General features: G+C 46.4%; 9 protein-coding genes. 6 read left to right on the top strand and 3 right to left on the bottom strand.

The window, feature by feature from the left end; all coding sequences use genetic code 11:
- The first annotated feature begins 2 nt into the window (after positions 1-2).
- The 5 genes from aceF (at position 3) to KV201_RS01570 (ending at position 12953) form a co-directional block, all read left to right on the top strand.
- A complete protein-coding gene (aceF, locus tag KV201_RS01590; protein WP_226058328.1) occupies positions 3-1991 on the top strand; it encodes a dihydrolipoyllysine-residue acetyltransferase in 1989 nt (662 codons plus the stop codon).
- Positions 1992-2138: 147 nt separating this feature from the next.
- Complete coding sequence (lpdA, locus tag KV201_RS01585; RefSeq protein ID WP_006084361.1) at positions 2139-3566, top strand: dihydrolipoyl dehydrogenase; 1428 nt, start codon at positions 2139-2141, stop codon at positions 3564-3566.
- A 139-nt stretch (positions 3567-3705) separates the two neighbouring features.
- On the top strand, positions 3706-8178 hold the full coding sequence (locus KV201_RS01580) for an EAL domain-containing protein (RefSeq protein WP_226058327.1): 4473 nt from the start codon (positions 3706-3708) through the stop codon (positions 8176-8178).
- Positions 8179-8475: 297 nt separating this feature from the next.
- Positions 8476-10692 carry a patatin-like phospholipase family protein gene (locus KV201_RS01575; protein ID WP_226058326.1) on the top strand — a complete coding sequence of 739 codons (2217 nt, stop codon included), beginning with the start codon at positions 8476-8478 and terminating at the stop codon, positions 10690-10692.
- A gap of 218 nt (positions 10693-10910) precedes the next feature.
- Positions 10911-12953, top strand: a complete 2043-nt coding sequence (locus KV201_RS01570) for a M13 family metallopeptidase (RefSeq protein WP_226058325.1) — start codon at positions 10911-10913, stop codon at positions 12951-12953.
- Positions 12954-13032: 79 nt separating this feature from the next.
- Here the strand turns inward: KV201_RS01570 and KV201_RS01565 are convergent, their stop codons facing one another.
- Both KV201_RS01565 and hxpB read right to left on the bottom strand, forming a co-directional pair.
- On the bottom strand, positions 13033-13386 hold the full coding sequence (locus KV201_RS01565) for a DUF2845 domain-containing protein (RefSeq protein ID WP_006084354.1): 354 nt from the start codon (positions 13384-13386) through the stop codon (positions 13033-13035).
- Positions 13387-13500: 114 nt separating this feature from the next.
- Positions 13501-14160: a hexitol phosphatase HxpB gene (hxpB, locus tag KV201_RS01560; protein WP_226058324.1), complete on the bottom strand. Its 660-nt coding sequence runs from the start codon at positions 14158-14160 to the stop codon at positions 13501-13503.
- A 434-nt stretch (positions 14161-14594) separates the two neighbouring features.
- Here hxpB and acnB point away from each other — a divergent pair, with 434 nt between their 5' ends.
- A complete protein-coding gene (acnB, locus tag KV201_RS01555) occupies positions 14595-17192 on the top strand; it encodes a bifunctional aconitate hydratase 2/2-methylisocitrate dehydratase (RefSeq protein WP_006084352.1) in 2598 nt (865 codons plus the stop codon).
- Positions 17193-17423: 231 nt separating this feature from the next.
- Here the strand turns inward: acnB and KV201_RS01550 are convergent, their stop codons facing one another.
- Entirely contained in the window at positions 17424-17909 is a 486-nt protein-coding gene (locus tag KV201_RS01550; protein ID WP_012588700.1) for an Rsd/AlgQ family anti-sigma factor, read from the bottom strand.
- Positions 17910-18085: the final 176 nt, after the last annotated feature.

The raw sequence follows: 18085 nt of genomic DNA, 5'->3' as shown, positions 1-18085 counted from the left end.
AAATGGCTGAATTAAAAGAAGTTTTTGTTCCTGATATCGGCGGCGATGAAGTGCAAGTGATCGAAATTTGTGTGGCTGTGGGTGATACCCTAGCGGCAGAAGAATCGATTCTTACCGTCGAAAGCGACAAGGCGACTATGGATATTCCAGCGCCTTTCGCCGGTGTTTTAGCCGAATTGAAAGTGGCTGTGGGCGATAAAGTATCTGAAGGTACTTTGATTGCTATGATGCAAGCGGCGGGCGCGGCAGTTGCAGCACCCGCTCAGGCGGCACCGGCATCTGCACCAGTTCAAGCGGCTCCAGCCCCTGTGTCTGCTGCTCCTGCGACGGGCGCAACCAAAGTGGTTGAAGTGACTGTACCTGATATCGGTGGCGACACAGATGTATCGGTTATCGAAGTCCTGGTTGCTGTCGGTGACAAGATTGAAGTTGATAGCGGTTTAATTACCCTAGAAACAGACAAAGCGACCATGGACGTACCATCACCTTTCGCGGGTGTGGTTAAAGACGTTAAAGTCGCAGTTGGCGATAAAGTGTCGCAAGGCTCTTTAGTCATCATGCTTGAAGTTGGCGGCGCTGCACCTGCAGCCGCGCCAACTGTTGCTGCCCAAGCGGCTCCTGCCGCTACGGTAGCGCCAGTGGCCGCAGCACCTGCTGCACCTGCTGCACCAGCGGCAAGTGTGGTTGCGGTAAAAGAAATTCAAGTGCCGGATATTGGCGATGCCAGCAATGTCGATGTGATCGAAGTGCTCGTGTCTGTCGGTGATGAAATCACTGCAGACCAAGGTTTGATTACCCTTGAAACTGACAAAGCCACCATGGAAGTACCTGCGCCATTCGCCGGTAAACTGCTGTCTTTGACTGTTAAGGTGGGTGACAAGGTTTCTCAAGGTAGCGTTATTGCGACGATTGAAACTGTGACTGCAGGTGCACCTCCTGCAGCGGTTGCTCAAGCGGCAGCTCCTGCTCCAGTGAGCGCGGCGCCCGTTGCAGCCCCAACACCTGCAAGCCGTCCTCCAGTACCACACCACCCTAGCGCAGGTACACCTGTGTCTACCGGTGCGGTACATGCGTCTCCTGCGGTACGTCGTTTAGCCCGTGAATTTGGTGTCGATTTGACCCAAGTGACAGGTTCTGGCCGTAAAGGTCGCATCATGAAAGAAGACGTTCAGGCGTATGTGAAATACGAACTGTCTCGTCCGAAAGCGACTGCGGCAACCTCAGTCGGTTCAGGTAACGGCGGCGGTCTGCAAGTGATTGCAGCACCTAAAGTTGATTTCAGTAAGTTTGGTGAAGTGGAAGAGATTCCATTAAGCCGTATCCAGAAGATTTCTGGCCCTAACTTACACCGCAACTGGGTAACTATCCCTCACGTGACTCAGTTCGATGAAGCTGATATCACTGAAATGGAAGAGTTCCGTAAGCAGCAAAACGATGTAGCGGCGAAGAAGAAAGCCGATTACAAGATCACGCCTTTAGTGTTTATGCTAAAAGCTGTGGCTAAAACGTTGCAACAGTTCCCAGTGTTCAACTCAAGCTTAAGTAGCGATGGCGAATCACTGATCCAGAAGAAGTATTTCCACATCGGTGTGGCGGTTGATACGCCAAACGGTTTGGTTGTGCCAGTCGTGCGTGACGTGGATAAGAAAGGCATTATCGAGTTATCTCGTGAACTGGCTGATATCTCTATCCGTGCCCGTGATGGCAAGCTGAAATCTGCTGACATGCAAGGTAGCTGTTTTACTATTTCAAGTTTAGGTGGCATTGGCGGTACAGCGTTTACGCCTATCGTTAACTACCCAGACGTAGCGATTTTAGGTGTGTCTAAATCTGAAATTAAGCCTAAGTGGAATGGTAAAGAGTTCGAACCTAAATTGATGTTGCCACTGTCGCTGTCATACGATCACCGTGTGATTGATGGTGCTATGGCTGCACGCTTTAGTGTGACGCTGTCAGGAATTCTGTCCGATATTCGTACTTTGGTTCTGTAAGCATATAAGGCTGCTCATCTTGAGTGGCCTTTTGTTTATTGTGATCAGTATCAAACACAGGTTAAAATGCGCCCACCTTACGCGCTGGCGCATTTTCGGTTGGCAGGATAGCTCCTCCAACGGATTGAATGAGAATTAGAGGAAAACATGAGTAACGAAATCAAAACTCAGGTAGTGGTATTAGGTGCAGGTCCTGCAGGTTATTCTGCGGCTTTCCGTGCAGCGGACTTAGGTCTTGAAACCATTATCGTTGAACGTTTTAGCACTTTAGGCGGCGTGTGTCTTAACGTGGGTTGTATCCCATCTAAAGCCCTATTACATGTTGCTAAAGTTATCGAAGAAGCCAAAGCCGTTGCTGCTCACGGTGTGGTTTTCGGCGAGCCAACTATCGATTTAGATAAGTTACGTGGCTTTAAAGAAAAAGTCATTGGCCAATTAACTGGCGGATTGGGCGGTATGTCCAAAATGCGTAAAGTTAACGTGGTTAACGGTTTTGGTAAATTCACTGGCCCTAACACGCTAGAAGTGACTGCTGAAGATGGCACTGTCAAAGTGGTTCAATTCGAGCAAGCGATCATTGCTGCGGGTTCTCGCCCAATTAAACTGCCATTCATTCCGCATGAAGATCCACGTATTTGGGATTCGACTGACGCATTAGAACTGAAAGAAGTTCCAGGCAAGTTGTTAGTGATGGGCGGCGGTATTATCGGCCTAGAAATGGGTACTGTGTACGCTTCTTTAGGCAGTGAAATCGACGTGGTTGAAATGTTCGACCAAGTGATCCCTGCGGCTGATAAAGACGTTGTTCGTGTATTCACTAAGCAAATCAAGAAGAAATTCAACCTAATCCTTGAAACTAAAGTCACAGCGGTAGAAGCCCGTGAAGACGGTATTTATGTTTCTATGGAAGGTAAGAGCGCACCAACTGAAGCAGTCCGTTACGATGCCGTATTGGTAGCAATTGGCCGTGCACCTAATGGCAAGTCGTTAGATGCTGAAAAAGCAGGTGTTAACGTTGATGAGCGTGGCTTTATCAAGGTTGATAAGCAACTGCGTACTAACGTACCGCACATCTATGCAATTGGTGACATCGTTGGTCAACCTATGTTGGCTCACAAAGGCGTGCACGAAGGCCACGTAGCGGCTGAAGTTATCGCTGGCATGAAGCACTACTTCGATCCAAAAGTGATCCCATCAATTGCTTACACTGACCCAGAAGTCGCTTGGGTTGGTTTAACTGAGAAAGAAGCGAAAGAGCAAGGTATTGCTTACGAAACTGCTACTTTCCCATGGGCAGCAAGCGGCCGCGCTATCGCATCTGATGCGAGCGAAGGCATGACTAAACTGATTTTCGACAAAGATACTCATCGTGTAATCGGTGGTGCGATTGTTGGCGTTAACGGCGGCGAGCTGTTAGGCGAGATCGGTTTAGCGATTGAAATGGGTTGTGATGCTGAAGATTTAGCATTAACCATTCACGCTCACCCAACACTGCACGAATCAGTAGGCTTAGCCGCTGAAATGTACGAGGGTTCTATTACTGATTTGCCAAACCCAAAGGCAAAGAAAAAGTAATTTAGCTGTCGATTAAAAAAGCGCTCATTTGGGCGCTTTTTTATTGCCTGAATTTTTTTGTAACTTTTATGTAAACAAGCGGATGAATTGATAGGATTGAGCTGCTACAGTACAACTATGGTATGAAGTAAGCCGTCACATGCAAACAAAAATAATTAGAACAATTCTGACATGTTTCATCCTTTCTCTGACTTGCGTCCACTCTGCTTGGGCGGGCGGTTTTGTGCAGCGAGTTTTTACTGATAGGGACGGTTTAGCGGTCACCAGTATTCGAGGCTTGGCCTTAGATGATTACGGTTTTGTATGGGCCGCGACTGAGCAGGGCTTGTATCGAGTTAGTAATTCTAAGGTGCGGCGTATCGATAAAATCGGCACCGAATCGCGACTGTCAGATGACTTTTTAACCTCAGTAGTAAACATAGAACGTGACAAGTTATTGGTTAGCACCAACGCCGCAATTTACCTCTACGATATTGTCCAAAATCAATTTACCGCCTTTGGTTCTCCCTATTTATTCCCGCAGTTTCCCGGTGGTGCGCTGGTCTCGGCAGCCCGAAAGAATAGTAAAACATGGCGATTATTAATTGATAATGGCCAGATTTATGAATTCTCCCCTTCAAAGTCCGAACTGCGCCTCATTACTCAGTTGCCAGTTAATCGCGATCTTCCTTGGCGCAAATTGCTGGTCATGCCTAACGGTCAAATGCTGGTCGCGGGAACCTTGCAATTAGAGTTGCTGGAGCAAAATGGCGAGCGAGTGTTCCAATACTCTTGGACCGAATCTATGGGCAGTATTCTCGATATGTTAGAGGATTCTCAAAATAGGATCTGGATTGCGACCGGACGCGGCGTTTATCAATTAGATCAAATGTCTAGGCAAATTATCCCCGTGCCAGAATTGCCCGATTGGAGCACAGTGATCATTGAGGATGCTAAAGGGGAACTGTGGTTTTCTAGTCGTATCGGCTTATTGAAATGGTCGCCCGAAACGCGGCAGATTGAAAACTATCAAAAAGAGTTGAAGGCTGAGGCCAACATGGAAACGCTGAAAGCCATGTTGTTTGATGATGCAGGTTTGATGTGGGTCGGAGGCTCAGGCGATGGATTGGCTTTATTGGCGTCACAGCCTGATTTCATCCTCGATACTTATACTGGCGATGAACCTTATCAACTGAGCGATGCCATGACTTGGTCAGTGTATGCCAGTGATGAAGGGGTTTGGTTAGGTTCTTCCAGTTTAGATTTTATTGCAAAAGGCAGTAGCAAAGCGTTTAACGTGCCAATTGAGGGATTTAATCCCCATGAAAGTATTTACGATATCAGTGCGTTTGAGGGGCATTATTTACTGTTATCGACGACCAGCGGCCTCTTTGTTGTCGATAAAGACACTTTGCAAGGCAGTAGCTTTTCTAAATGGACTCACGGCAATGATGATTTTAAAAATAAGCTTATTTATAAAACCTATCGTGACCCCAAACTGAAAGGACGTGTTTGGATTGCGACGACAACAGGGCTGTATTTTTGGGAAATGGGACTGTACGAACCTCAGCCCTTTGATATTGATAAGTCATCGAACAAGTTTGACGGCCCTAAGCGCCCCGTGATCCGCACTATTTATCGCACCTCCGACGGTCGTTTGTGGGTGGGCGGTAAAAAAGTCTTTGGTTACATCGACAGCCAAAATGAGTTTCATGATCAGCGGCAGTTGTTTAATGCTTTTGCTGCACAACCCACGGTCAGTCACATTGAAGAAATGTCACCTGGGGTGATCTGGTTTGGCTCCTATGAAAAAGGTTTATTTGAATACCATCAGCAAACGGGATCGTTAATTTCATTGACCTCCGAGTGGCAATTAAATTGTAGTTCAGTGTTTTTTATTCAAAAAACGCCCAAGTCTAATCTTGTGGGCTGCTCGGATTCTTTGGTGCGACAGGATATCCAAACGGGCGAGATTGCTATGTTCAATCAGCTCGATGGTTTAATTTCCGATGAGATGAACGAAGGCGCCTATTTTTACTCAACTAAAACAGGCTTTTACTTAGGCACGCCCGAGGGCGTGATGCGACTCGATGTCGATAGGCTGGCCAATCGCATTACCGATGACCATGTGATGCTTGAATCTGTCTCTGTGTACTATAACAACACGACCGAAGTGTCCCTGTTGCCGCGCAACCTGATGACCATAAAACCCGAAGCCAATATGGTCAGTTTTCAAATCACTAACTTAGATTATCTCGATGATTCGCCCATCCAATTTAAATACCGATTACGTTATCAAGATGAAGAGAGTAATTATGTGCTGTTACAGGGGGAGTCGCAGATTAACCTCGCAGGTTTAGCTGCGGGTGGTTATGTTTTAGATATTTTAAGTCAGGTCAATGGAATATGGTCCGATAAACCTTTTAACTATCCCTTTTATGTTGAGCAGCATTGGTGGTTATCCCAAGGTTTTAAAGGCATTTTACTGCTGTTATTTTCTATTATTGCCTTAAGTCTTGCTTGGTATCGGCAACGTCAGATCAATACCTTTAAGCAGATGAATCAGGCATTAACAGAGAGTGATGACAGGCTGAGGCAATCTTTGCGCGGTAGTGACTCGGATCTCTGGGAATGGCATAAAAATACTCAGGCATTTCATCTTGATAATCGCGGTGCCGTTCTCGGTACCCATGCCAATGAGATTGTTGTGAGCTTAGCAGAGTTGCCTGTGCATCCACAGGATAGGGAAAAAGCGCTCGCTCAGTGGGATAGTATGATATCGGGGGAGATAGATAGATTCGAAGCCGAATATCGTTATCAGCGCAAGGATGGTAATTGGGGCTGGTTAAGGGTAAGAGGGCGGCCCGTTACCCGTAATAAGCACTCCAATGAGATTGAGCGGGTCGCGGGTATTTATAGTGATATTACCGTGCAACGCCAGTTAGAAGATGAAGTGAATTTACTGGCAAAAGCGTTTGGTAACACATCTGAAGGTGTACTGATTTTAGATGTCGAAGGCAGTATTCGCGTAGCGAATTACGCGGCACAGCAAATTATCGGCATCGATTCTGCTGACTTAGTAGGCCAATCCTTTACCCAATTTGTACAGATGAATGACGGTTTGGCATCGGAAATCAAGCAACTCCTCAGTGATAGCCAGTCTTGGACGGGCGAGCGTGAGTTAATCAACGCCAGTCAGCAACCTTGCCCTGTGTGGCTAAATGTATCTGTGATGCAAAGTGCCAACGGGAAAGTGACCCATTATGTGGTGGTATTCTCGGATATTACCGAACGTAAACAAACCGAAGCCGATTTACGCCGCCTAGCCAATTACGATGTACTTACTGGATTGCCAAACCGCTCCTTATTTTCTAGTCGCCTATTACAGTCGATTCAGGCCGCGCAGCAAACGGGTGAGAAATTGGCGCTATTGTTCTTGGATCTCGATAGATTTAAGCATGTTAATGACTCCTATGGTCATAGCATGGGCGATGCCTTACTGGTCGAAGCTTCAAGCCGACTACAATCCTGTATTGCTAGCGAGCATATGCTCTGCCGCTTTGGCGGCGATGAATTTGTTATTTTACTCAGAAATGCCAACAGCATTGATGAGATAAACCACATTGCCGAGCGGCTGCTGGAACAAATTGTGGCGCCTTTTAAGTTATATGGCCGTGAGTTTTATATTTCGACCAGTATTGGCATCAGTATTTGGCCCGACGATGCGGTTCAGCCTGAAGCCTTTATCAAGAATGCCGATCTCGCTATGTATCACGCCAAAGAAGAAGGACGGGGGAATTTCCAATATTATTCCTCTGAGCGTAATGCTCAAGCCCTCTATCATTTACGGCTTGAGGCTGATTTACGCAAAGCCATAGAGCGGCAAGAGTTCGAGCTTTATTACCAGCCGCAAATTGATATTTTGCGTAACGATAAGCTCATCGGAATGGAAGCATTAATTCGCTGGAAACATCCGCTGGACGGCTTTATTCGTCCCGATATTTTCATCAAAGTCGCCGAGGCCTGCGGTTTAATTGTCGATATTGACCGCTGGGTGTTAAGGCAAGCCTGTGTGCAGGGAGCATATTGGGCAAAACGTTATGGCGCTACCTTTAAGTTGTCGGTTAATATTTCGGCGGTGCATTTCAGGCAGCCCGATTTTATTGAAGACATACAAAGAATTCTGCATGAAACCCAAATGCCGACGGCGTCTTTAGGCTTAGAAATCACTGAAGGCGTGTTGATGAAAGAGCTGCACGTCGCTAAAGATCATCTCTCGCGATTGAAATCCTTGGGGATTGAAGTTGCCATTGATGACTTTGGGACGGGTTATTCTTCTCTGGCTTATTTACGCCATTTTGAGGTGAATACCTTAAAAATCGATCGCTCCTTCTTGATTGATATCGCCACCAATAAGGCCGATCAGGCGATTGTAAGCAGTATTATTGAATTAGCCCGTAACCTTAAATTAAATGTGGTTGCCGAAGGGATTGAGACGGTTGAGCAGCTAGAGCAAGTATTTAGCCGCGGCTGTTATATTATTCAAGGGTATTATTTTGCTAAGCCCATGTGCGTGGATGATTTTGAACGCTATTTAGAAACAGATAACAGAATCGTTGCTATTGAGCATTAAGCTAGACCATATAACCTATTATCGGCTCGTTTATGTTTGATCATGCGTCCTTGATATTTGTGCTGATTATTGGCGGTAATCAGCAAGATATAAACTTACGTCCTGAGATTTAAATGACAAAATATTCAGCCACGATTGATATTTTTTTTCGTCATTTATTCAATTAAACTGCATCTGTTTGTGTAAATAGTACACAGTCTTATCACTAGTCGGTCCAGATAAAATATGACTGACGGTTAAATCGATAAGTTTGGTAATATAACTCGGATTTTTATCCCATAAAAAAGTAACCTCACCATGATGCGTCAACTACTCGCTTCTATTATTTTGTGTTTGTGCATGACTCCGTCGATGGCGGCAGAGCGCCTTAAAATTGGTGTCGTACTCAGTGGCGGCGGTGCTAAAGGTGCTGCCCATGTGGGGGTGCTCAAAATATTAGAAGAACATAACATCCCGGTCGATTACATCGCGGGCACCAGTATCGGTGCCTATGTCGCAGGCATGTACTCCTTGGGTTACAGCGCCAGCGAAGTCGAAGCAATCATGATGGGTGTTGATTGGGACAGTGGCTACTCGGATACTATCCCGCGCAATATTTTGAGTTATAGGGATAAACAGTTACGCGATCGCTACAACATTCCACTGAACATTGGTTATAACGAAGGCCAAGTAAGGGCGCCAAGTGGGTTGCTGCGTGGTCAAACTATGTCGCAACTTCTGCGTCAGTCTACGGATCTAGTACAGCAGTTTGGTAATTTCGATGATTTAGCCATTCCCTACCGTGCAGTGGCGACCGATTTAGAAACCAGCTTACCTGTGGTGATCAGTCACGGCAGTATGGTCAAAGCCATGCAAGCCTCTGCGACGGTTCCCGGTGCGCTGCAGCCCGCTCAAATTGACGGTAAGTTATTGGTCGATGGCGGTATTGCCAACAATATGCCCGTCGATGTTGTTAAGGCCATGGGCGCCGATATTATTATTGCCGTCGATATTGGTTCACCTCTAGTCAAAAAAGATAAATTAGACAGCACTATTGCCGTGCTCGATCAGCTCTCCAACTTTTTGACCAATGCCAGCACCGAAAAACAAAAACTACTGCTGACTGATAAAGATGTGTTGATCCGTCCCGCGATCGACGCCTTGAGCACCACTGATTTCACTATCATGCCCTTGGCATTAACCCTCGGCAAAGAAGCCGCTAATGGACAGCTTGATAAGCTGAGCAGCATGAGCGTGAGCCCTGAGGAATATGCCGCCTACGTCGAGGCCAAAAAAGCCAAAGGTAAGTTGTTAATGGCGGATGTGCGTCATTCTGTTAATGAAATTGTCTTCGATAACCAATCTAAGGTGAGTCTGAATCTCTTAACGGAAACCTTGAACATTAAACCTGGGCAAGCTGTGTCTAAGGACGAGCTTAATGAGGCGTTAAAGCGTATTTACTCCCTCAATAAGTTTGAGCGTGTCGATGCTGAGTTTGTCGAGGGTGAAGATGGCCGCGTACTGACTGTGACCACTAAAGCTAAGTCTTGGGGGCCAAATTATTTCCAACTGGGCTTTAACTGGGAGGATGATTTTAACTCTGAATCTGCCATCAGTTTTGACATGGCCTATACCATGACGGATTTGACCTTCAATGGCGGCGAGTGGCGCAATGAAATCAAACTCGGTATGGAAAAGTTGTTTGCGACTGAGTTCTATCAGCCATTAGACAGAGACCAACAATTCTTTAGCCGCGCCCGTTATCAATACGATACCCGTAATTGGGACTTATACGATAACAACAATCGTCTGCTCACATTTGACAAGAAAACCCACACCATCGAACTCGGGATCGGCTACAACTACACATCACAGGGCACGATTGAACTGGGTTTAGTGGCGGAGAAGGGCGCGATAATTAATGATGCCTGGCTGTTACGGGACTTGGATTTTAGCTCCTATGGAGCTTACTTTAGATTCGGCTACGACAGCTTAGACAGTATTAGTTTCCCGACATCGGGTAATCGCGTGACCTTAAACGTCTATGTGCGCAATGAAGATTTCGATGACATTATCGATGATAACCAAAACCAATACAGTGTGCAGATAGAGGCCGACTGGAAGGGCGCCTTGAGTGTCGGCAATCATGCTTTTGTGGGTAAGGCATCGATTTCAACCAATGATAATGATGGGATGAATACGCTGCATCTATCTGAGCTGGGTGGATTTTTAAATCTATCTGGCTACCATAAAGACTCACTGACAGGCGCGCATAAAGTCTTTGGCGCCTTTGTTTATCAATATGATCTCGGGCGTGATGCGCTCGGAATGACAGATTATCCTTTGTATCTAGGTTGGAGTTTGGAAGCGGGCAATGTCTGGGATGAGCGTTCTGAAGTCACTCTTACTGATTTGATTTATGCATCGAGTCTCTACATTGGTACTGATACTTCCATGGGACCTGCGGCAATCGGCTTTGGGATCACAGATCTTGGCGATAAGTCCTTCTATTTATTTGTGGGTAAAAACTTCTAGCGAGTGATGCATGTGAGGTCTTGAGGGCATGACTGAGGTTGCGCCCTTATTTTTTGTGCGATAAAAATCCTAAACGACTTTGATGCCATCTTATCTAAATCAGTTCGCGCGTCGCTAAAGTGTCATATCCTTTTACAAAATCTTGCTACTGTGGGGCGTGGCAAGATGCTAAGGTTTTGCGGGAAAAATAATAACTCTTAAGGAAGCTGGGGAAAACAATGAAGAAGATAAGCACACTGGCACTGGGTATCGCCCTGAGTTTAGGTTTAGCCGCTTGTAGTACTGAGCCTAAAACTGAAGTCACCGCGATTTCTGGCATTGAATTGCAAAACTTTGATGCCTCAGTTCGCCATCAAGACGATTTCTATTACAGCGTTAACGGTAAATGGTTGGCGAATACGCCTATACCTGCCGACAAGTCTAACTACGGCGCATTTTCTGTGCTGTACGATCAAAGTCAAGATGCATTGAAAAAGATCATCGACGAAGCGGCTGCTAAAAAGAATCCAGCGGCAGGTTCTAATGAGCAGAAGATTGGTGATTTCAATGCCAGCTTTATGAATACCGATTTGCTTGAAACCTTAGGCGTTACTCCGCTTAAGCCATTGCTGGCCGATATTGCTGCCGCAAAAACACATGCTGATTTACCTGCCGTTATGGGTAAATTGCTGACGACCGGCTCTGGTATTCCCTTTGGTTTTTACGTCAATAACGACGCTAAAAATTCAACTCAGTACGCCGTGTATCTAAGCCAGTCGGGCCTTACGCTGCCGGACCGCGATTATTACCTGAAAGATGATCCTAAGTTTGCCGCTAATCGCCAAGCTATGGCGAAATATGTGACAGACATACTGACCGAAGCGGGTTACAAGGATGCTAAACGCGCGGCTAAAAACGTTGCCGACATCGAAATGATGATCGCCAAAAGTCAGTGGAGCCGAGTGGAATCCCGCGACGCCAATAAGGCTTATAACAAGTTAGATCGCGCTGCGCTGCAAAAGTTAACGGGTCAATTTGATTTCAATGCCTTCGCGACCAGCGCAGGTTTAGGCGACAAAGTCACTGACATCATAGTGCGCCAACCTTCTTACTTCGAAAAACTCGGTGCAGGTTTCGAGACATTCCCAGTATCGGCTTGGCAGGATTATCTCGCGTTCCACTTAGTAGATAGCTACGCCGAGTTACTGAGCAAAAACTTTGTTGATTTGAACTTCGCCTTTAAGAGCAAAACCTTAATGGGTATCGAAGAGCAACAACCACGCTGGAAAAAGGCGGTTGATGGCGCCGACCAAGTGATTGGTGAGTTAGTGGGCGAAGAGTACGTTAAGCAATACTTCAAGCCAGAAGCTAAAGCGCGTATGGAAACTATGATCAAAAACTTGATCAAAGGTTTCGAGGTCAGCATCAATGAACTTGAGTGGATGACGCCAGAAACCAAAGTCGCCGCCCAAGAAAAACTGGCTAAGTTTACCTATAAAATCGGTTATCCAGATAAGTGGAAAGATTACTCAGGTTTAGATATCAAGGCTGACGAGTTAGTCGGTAACTACATGCGTTACGCACAGTTTGAATATCAAGACATGATCAACAAGCTTGGCAAGCCAATCGATCGTACCGAATGGGGCATGACGCCACAAACGGTGAACGCTTATTACAGCCCAGTGAAAAACGAAATCGTATTCCCTGCTGCGATTCTGCAGCCGCCATTCTTCAATATGGATGCCGATGATGCGGTGAACTACGGTGGTATCGGAGCTGTGATCGGCCATGAAATCAGCCATGGTTTCGATGACCAAGGCGCTAAGTACGATGGCGACGGTAACCTGCGGGATTGGTGGTCAGATAAAGACCGCGAAGAGTTCCAAAAACGCGGTAAACAACTGTCAGCGCAATACTCAGGTTATGAAGCACTGCCCGGCAAGTTTGTTAACGGTGATTTGACCTTAGGGGAAAACATCGGCGACTTAGGCGGCTTAACCGTAGCGGCACGCTCGTATCTAATGAGCCTTAATGGCAAACCAGCGCCAGTGCTTGATGGATTAACGGGTGAGCAACGCTTCTTTGTGGGTTGGTCGCAAGTATGGCGTCGTAACTACCGTGATGAAGAGCTGAGCCGTCGTTTGCTGACAGATCCGCATTCACCGAGTCACTACCGCGCTATGGGTACGCCGCGTAACGTGGAAGCCTTCTATAAAGCTTTCGAGATGAAAGAAGGCGATAAAATGTATTTGACGCCAGATGAACGTGTAAAAATTTGGTAATACATTCAGTTGATTGAAACAAGAAAGCCAGACAATGTCTGGCTTTTTTATTGATGACAATAATCAAGGATGCTGCTGATTAATGTCCGTAACCTAAGGATTCGATTTTAGTGACTTTATTGTCCGTGGCATAAAGCCGGCGCATTAAGCGTGTCGGTCCAAAGTCATAGGTCCATTCTTGATACTCAGTCGGCAACTTGCTGGGATCGATCACTCGGTCGCCGTCTGAGTTGAGATAAGTCGCTGGCAAACTAAATTCGCGAATATCGCTGGGTGAGCCGCACTTCTCCAGCACAGTGGTTAAGGTATCGCCAGTGTTGACCACTTGTTGCTTGCAGTGCATAGCACCACCCGCATTAGCGGACAAGCTAACGGACATGAGTATTAAGCCCATGGGTAATAATACGGGTGATAATAAAGACAGGTACTTCATTGGCTCCCTTCTCGTACATACAGCATTCTGCTATTCATCCATATGGTAAAACTCATTATCCATATAGCTAAAACTAAGCTTATCCGCCCAGCAGAGACTAGGCGTGTTATGGCGTTACTGAGCTAAGAGTGTCGGCAAGGCCAATAAGTTCTCAGCCTGATGGTGGGCGATAACCCACTTAGCTTCGCTTCTTTGCTCTGGCGCGGGGATCGCAAGCGTTTGCATATTGGCCGCTCGGGCTGCAATTAAGCCATTAAAAGAATCTTCGATCGCAAGGCAATAGCGGGGATCGACATCTAACGCCTTAGCGCAATTCAAATACACTTCAGGGTGTGGCTTGCCGTAGGTGAGGCCCTCGGCAGATTGCACCGCCATAAATTTATCGCTGAGTCCTAACTTAGAGAGCACCGCCTCGATAATAGTGTAAAACGAGGAGGTGGCTAAGCCGATTTTAAGACCCAGTGCTTGGCAGTGATCAATTGCTTCGTGAACGCCCAGCATAGCTTCGCCGCTAATCAGAATTTCACTCGCGACCTTATCAACAATCGCTTGGCTGACCTTGGCATTGTCGTAGTGAGGCCAAGGAGCCTTGTGGTACCAATAATCCACGCATTGGTCGATGCGTAAACCTGTGGTTTGTTGAATCGTTTCTATGGTCACGGGCACGCCAAGTGCGGATAACACTTCATACTCGACCTGCTGCCATAGGGGTTCTGAATCGATTAAAACGCCATCCATATCAAAAATAACGGCTTGAATGCTAAGGGATGTCATTGGTACTCCGATGGACTGGGGAAATAACTGAGATATGCAGTAAATTAAGCCTGAGTGTAAGTTCTCGCACCGCATCTTAAAAGCCAAAATGCCGCAAGATGAGAAAAATTTACACATATTTGATCTAGGGCGCTGAAAATTGCCTGTTCGATTTAAAATTAATGAAACATTGTTAACTATTTGTAGTGTATGGTTTTTTGTCTGTTTTCAAACTATTGTCTAATTTCACTTGTTTTAATATTCCCGTAAGTTGGCATTCGCCGCCGGATTTAGTCCTTATTTCGCTTTTTGCCGAGTGTGACCTGATTCATACTTTTGCAAAGCTGTAGTATACTGCAGGCCGGAAATACGGGTCGATCATGTCGGACTGTCAGCTTCAATTAAGAAGACGTGCAGTTTCGTTGTTAGAGCGCCAAACAAAGAGGAATGTTGCCGTGCTAGAAGCATATCGTAAACACGTCGCAGAACGTGCTGCAGAGGGCGTAGTCCCTAAGCCATTAGATGCACATCAAGTGGCTGAACTGGTTAAGTTAGTTCAAAACCCACCCGCAGGTGAAGAGGCTTTCGTTCTCGACCTGCTTGAAAATCGAATTCCCCCAGGTGTTGATGAAGCCGCTTATGTTAAGGCTGCTTTCTTAGATGCGGTTGCCAAAGGCACTGAAAAATCACCTATTTTGTCTGCTGAGCGTGCTACTGAGTTATTAGGCACTATGCAAGGCGGCTACAACATCGAACCTCTGATCGCGCAGCTGGATAACCCAGCGTTAGCACCTTTAGCCGTTAAAGCCTTATCTCACACTCTGCTAATGTTTGATTCTTTCCACGATGTGGTTGAGAAGATGGAAGCAGGCAATGAGTTTGCTAAGCAAGTGGTTGAAGCGTGGGCGAATGCAGATTGGTACTTAAACCGTCCAAAACTGGCCGACAAAGTCACTCTGACAGTATTTAAAGTCTCTGGTGAAACCAACACCGATGACTTGTCACCAGCACCCGATGCTTGGTCACGTCCAGATATTCCATTACACGCGTTAGCTATGCTGAAAAACGCCCGTGATGGTATCGAGCCTGATGTTGCTGGCGCCGTTGGCCCAGTGAAAAAAATTGAAGCGTTAAAAGCGCAAGGTTTCCCATTAGTGTATGTGGGCGACGTTGTGGGAACCGGTTCATCACGTAAATCAGCGACTAACTCAGTACTGTGGTTTATGGGCGATGACATTCCATTCGTACCCAACAAGCGCGCTGGCGGTTTTTGCCTTGGCGGTAAAATTGCACCGATTTTCTTCAACACTATGGAAGATGCGGGCGCACTGCCAATCGAGCTTGACGTAAACAAAATGGAAATGGGCGATGTGATTGACATCTACCCATACGCCGGTGTGGTTAAGCGTCACGACAGCGACGAAGTGATTTCAGAATTCAGCTTAAAAACTGAAGTGCTGTTAGACGAAGTCCGTGCTGGTGGTCGTATACCACTGATCATCGGTCGTGGTTTAACTGACAAAGCCCGTGAAGTATTAGGTTTAGGCGTATCTGACGTATTCGTGCGTTCACAAGACGTGGCTGATACGGGTAAAGGTTACACGCTGGCGCAGAAGATGGTTGGTAAAGCATGCGGCGTAGCTGGCGTGCGTCCTGGCCAATACTGCGAACCCAAGATGACTTCTGTCGGTTCACAAGATACCACAGGTCCTATGACCCGTGACGAGCTGAAAGATTTAGCTTGCTTAGGTTTCAGTGCTGATTTGACTATGCAGTCATTCTGTCACACTGCGGCTTATCCAAAGCCTGTTGATGTGAACACACATCATACTCTGCCAGATTTCATCATGAACCGCGGCGGTGTATCACTGCGTCCAGGCGACGGTGTTATCCACTCATGGTTAAACCGTATGCTGCTGCCAGATACCGTTGGTACGGGTGGTGACTCACACACGCGTTTCCCAATTGGTATTTCATTCCCAGCAGGTTCTGGCTTAGTGGCGTTTGCTGCGGCGACTGGCGTTATGCCGCTCGACATGCCTGAATCAGTATTAGTGCGCTTCAAGGGCAAAATGCAACCCGGTATCACACTGCGTGATCTGGTACATGCTATCCCATTAAAAGCCATTGAACTGGGCATGCTGACCGTTGAGAAGAAAGGTAAAGTCAACATCTTCTCTGGTCGCGTACTGGAAATCGAAGGTCTTGAAACCTTAAAAGTTGAACAAGCTTTCGAACTGTCTGATGCTTCAGCTGAGCGCTCTGCTGCCGGTTGTACTATCAAGTTAGACAAAGAACCTATCATCGAATACCTGAACTCAAACATCATCATGCTCAAGTGGATGATCGCTGAAGGTTACGGCGATCGTCGTACGATTGAACGTCGTATCAAAGGTATGGAAGAGTGGTTAGCGAATCCTGAACTGATGAGCGCCGATAAAGATGCTGAGTACGCTGCAGTTATCGAAATCGATTTAAACGACATCAAAGAGCCAATCCTGTGTGCGCCAAACGATCCTGATGATGCAGTACTGCTGTCATCTGTTGCGCAAACTAAGATTGACGAAGTGTTCGTCGGTTCTTGTATGACCAACATTGGTCACTTCCGCGCAACCGGTAAGATGTTAGATAAGTTTGCTAAAACCCTGCCAACTCGTCTGTGGATTGCACCACCGACTAAGATGGACAGAGATCAGCTGACTGAAGAAGGCTACTACGCGATTTTCGGTCGTGTAGGCGCGCGCATCGAGATCCCAGGCTGTTCACTGTGTATGGGTAACCAAGCACGTGTAGCTGAAGGTGCAACTGTGGTATCGACTTCTACCCGTAACTTCCCTAACCGTTTAGGTACAGGTGCTAACGTTTACTTAGCCTCTGCTGAACTGGCTGCGGTTGCTGCACTGTTAGGTCGTCTGCCGTCGCCTGAAGAATATCAAGAATACGCAAAAGAGTTAGACGCAACAGCGGCTGACACTTACCGTTACTTGAACTTCGATCAAATCGAGTCTTATACACAAAAGGCATCGGAAGTGATCTTCCAAACTACTGTGTAATCGATTGCCGTTAAGGTAGCTTGATGTACAAAAGCCAGCGCAAGCTGGCTTTTTTGTTATCTTTTTTATCATTTAAATAAAGTTTCGATTCATAGCTAGTGGTAAATATCAGTACAAGCTAAGTGCCAGAGCCTGTGATTTGATAGACTGCAGAATGCGAAGAATGAGTATTGAACTTAGGTCGCTCGCGCACCAGACTCAGAGTAGAGTGCGCTTTAAAGCGAAAATAGCTTAGGCTTGCTGGGTATGTTCTGAATGCTTGCGGTGGAGCACTTCGAGTAGTTCATCTTCGAGCTCGAAGCGAGTTTCCATATTATGGGCAAGCTCAGATAAATCTTTATCGAGTTGATATAAAACGAGATCGTCTTGGGTTTCCGCATATTTATCGTTGAAGTCTAATGCCGCATTCGTGGTTGGAGTGATCTTTGGCAATACTTGTTGCGCGAGCGTTTTGCTCGATTCACCATACTCACTACAGGCATTAACGACTCTGTCGTAAACTTCGAAATGGCCTTCAGAGACATAGTCGACTAATAAGTCACAGAAAGATTTAACGTGTTCGAACGAGGGCAGCGATTTTTCTGATTTACCGTAAGGCGGAAGTCCGGCAATTTGGCAGTAATGCACTAACAGTTTTCGACGGTTTTTTAGCCATTGATCAATAAGCTTATTTGAACCGCCCCATTTCTGTTCTGCTTTTTCGAGTTCTCTCAGCATGATGCATTCCATTTAAGTGCCAGCACATAACTCTAATGTAGGGACAAGTCGCTAATCGATCAACTCTTTTCATGCGAATTTGCGTGAATGACGAAATGGACAAACCAGCTGTTTTGCATCAAAAAATGCAAATAAAAAGCCCAACGATAGAAACCTATCGTTGGGCGAGTAAAGTT

The organism is Shewanella sp. SR1 (genome assembly GCF_020447145.1).
In the GTDB taxonomy this organism is placed as follows: Bacteria; Pseudomonadota; Gammaproteobacteria; order Enterobacterales; family Shewanellaceae; genus Shewanella; species Shewanella baltica.
Note: the sequence above shows the minus strand (reverse complement) of the source record. Positions and strands in the feature narration are given on the sequence as shown.

What these genes read in the sequence shown, in the direction of transcription:
- KV201_RS01570 (WP_226058325.1), top strand. Translation starts at nt 10,911, where the DNA reads ATGAAGAAGATAAGCACACTGGCACTGGGTATCGCCCTGAGTTTAGGT.
- KV201_RS01575 (WP_226058326.1), top strand. Translation starts at nt 8,476, where the DNA reads ATGATGCGTCAACTACTCGCTTCTATTATTTTGTGTTTGTGCATGACT.
- KV201_RS01580 (WP_226058327.1), top strand. Translation starts at nt 3,706, where the DNA reads ATGCAAACAAAAATAATTAGAACAATTCTGACATGTTTCATCCTTTCT.
- aceF (WP_226058328.1), top strand. Translation starts at nt 3, where the DNA reads ATGGCTGAATTAAAAGAAGTTTTTGTTCCTGATATCGGCGGCGATGAA.
- KV201_RS01565 (WP_006084354.1), bottom strand. Translation starts at nt 13,386, where the DNA reads ATGAAGTACCTGTCTTTATTATCACCCGTATTATTACCCATGGGCTTA.
- hxpB (WP_226058324.1), bottom strand. Translation starts at nt 14,160, where the DNA reads ATGACATCCCTTAGCATTCAAGCCGTTATTTTTGATATGGATGGCGTT.
- KV201_RS01550 (WP_012588700.1), bottom strand. Translation starts at nt 17,909, where the DNA reads ATGCTGAGAGAACTCGAAAAAGCAGAACAGAAATGGGGCGGTTCAAAT.
- lpdA (WP_006084361.1), top strand. Translation starts at nt 2,139, where the DNA reads ATGAGTAACGAAATCAAAACTCAGGTAGTGGTATTAGGTGCAGGTCCT.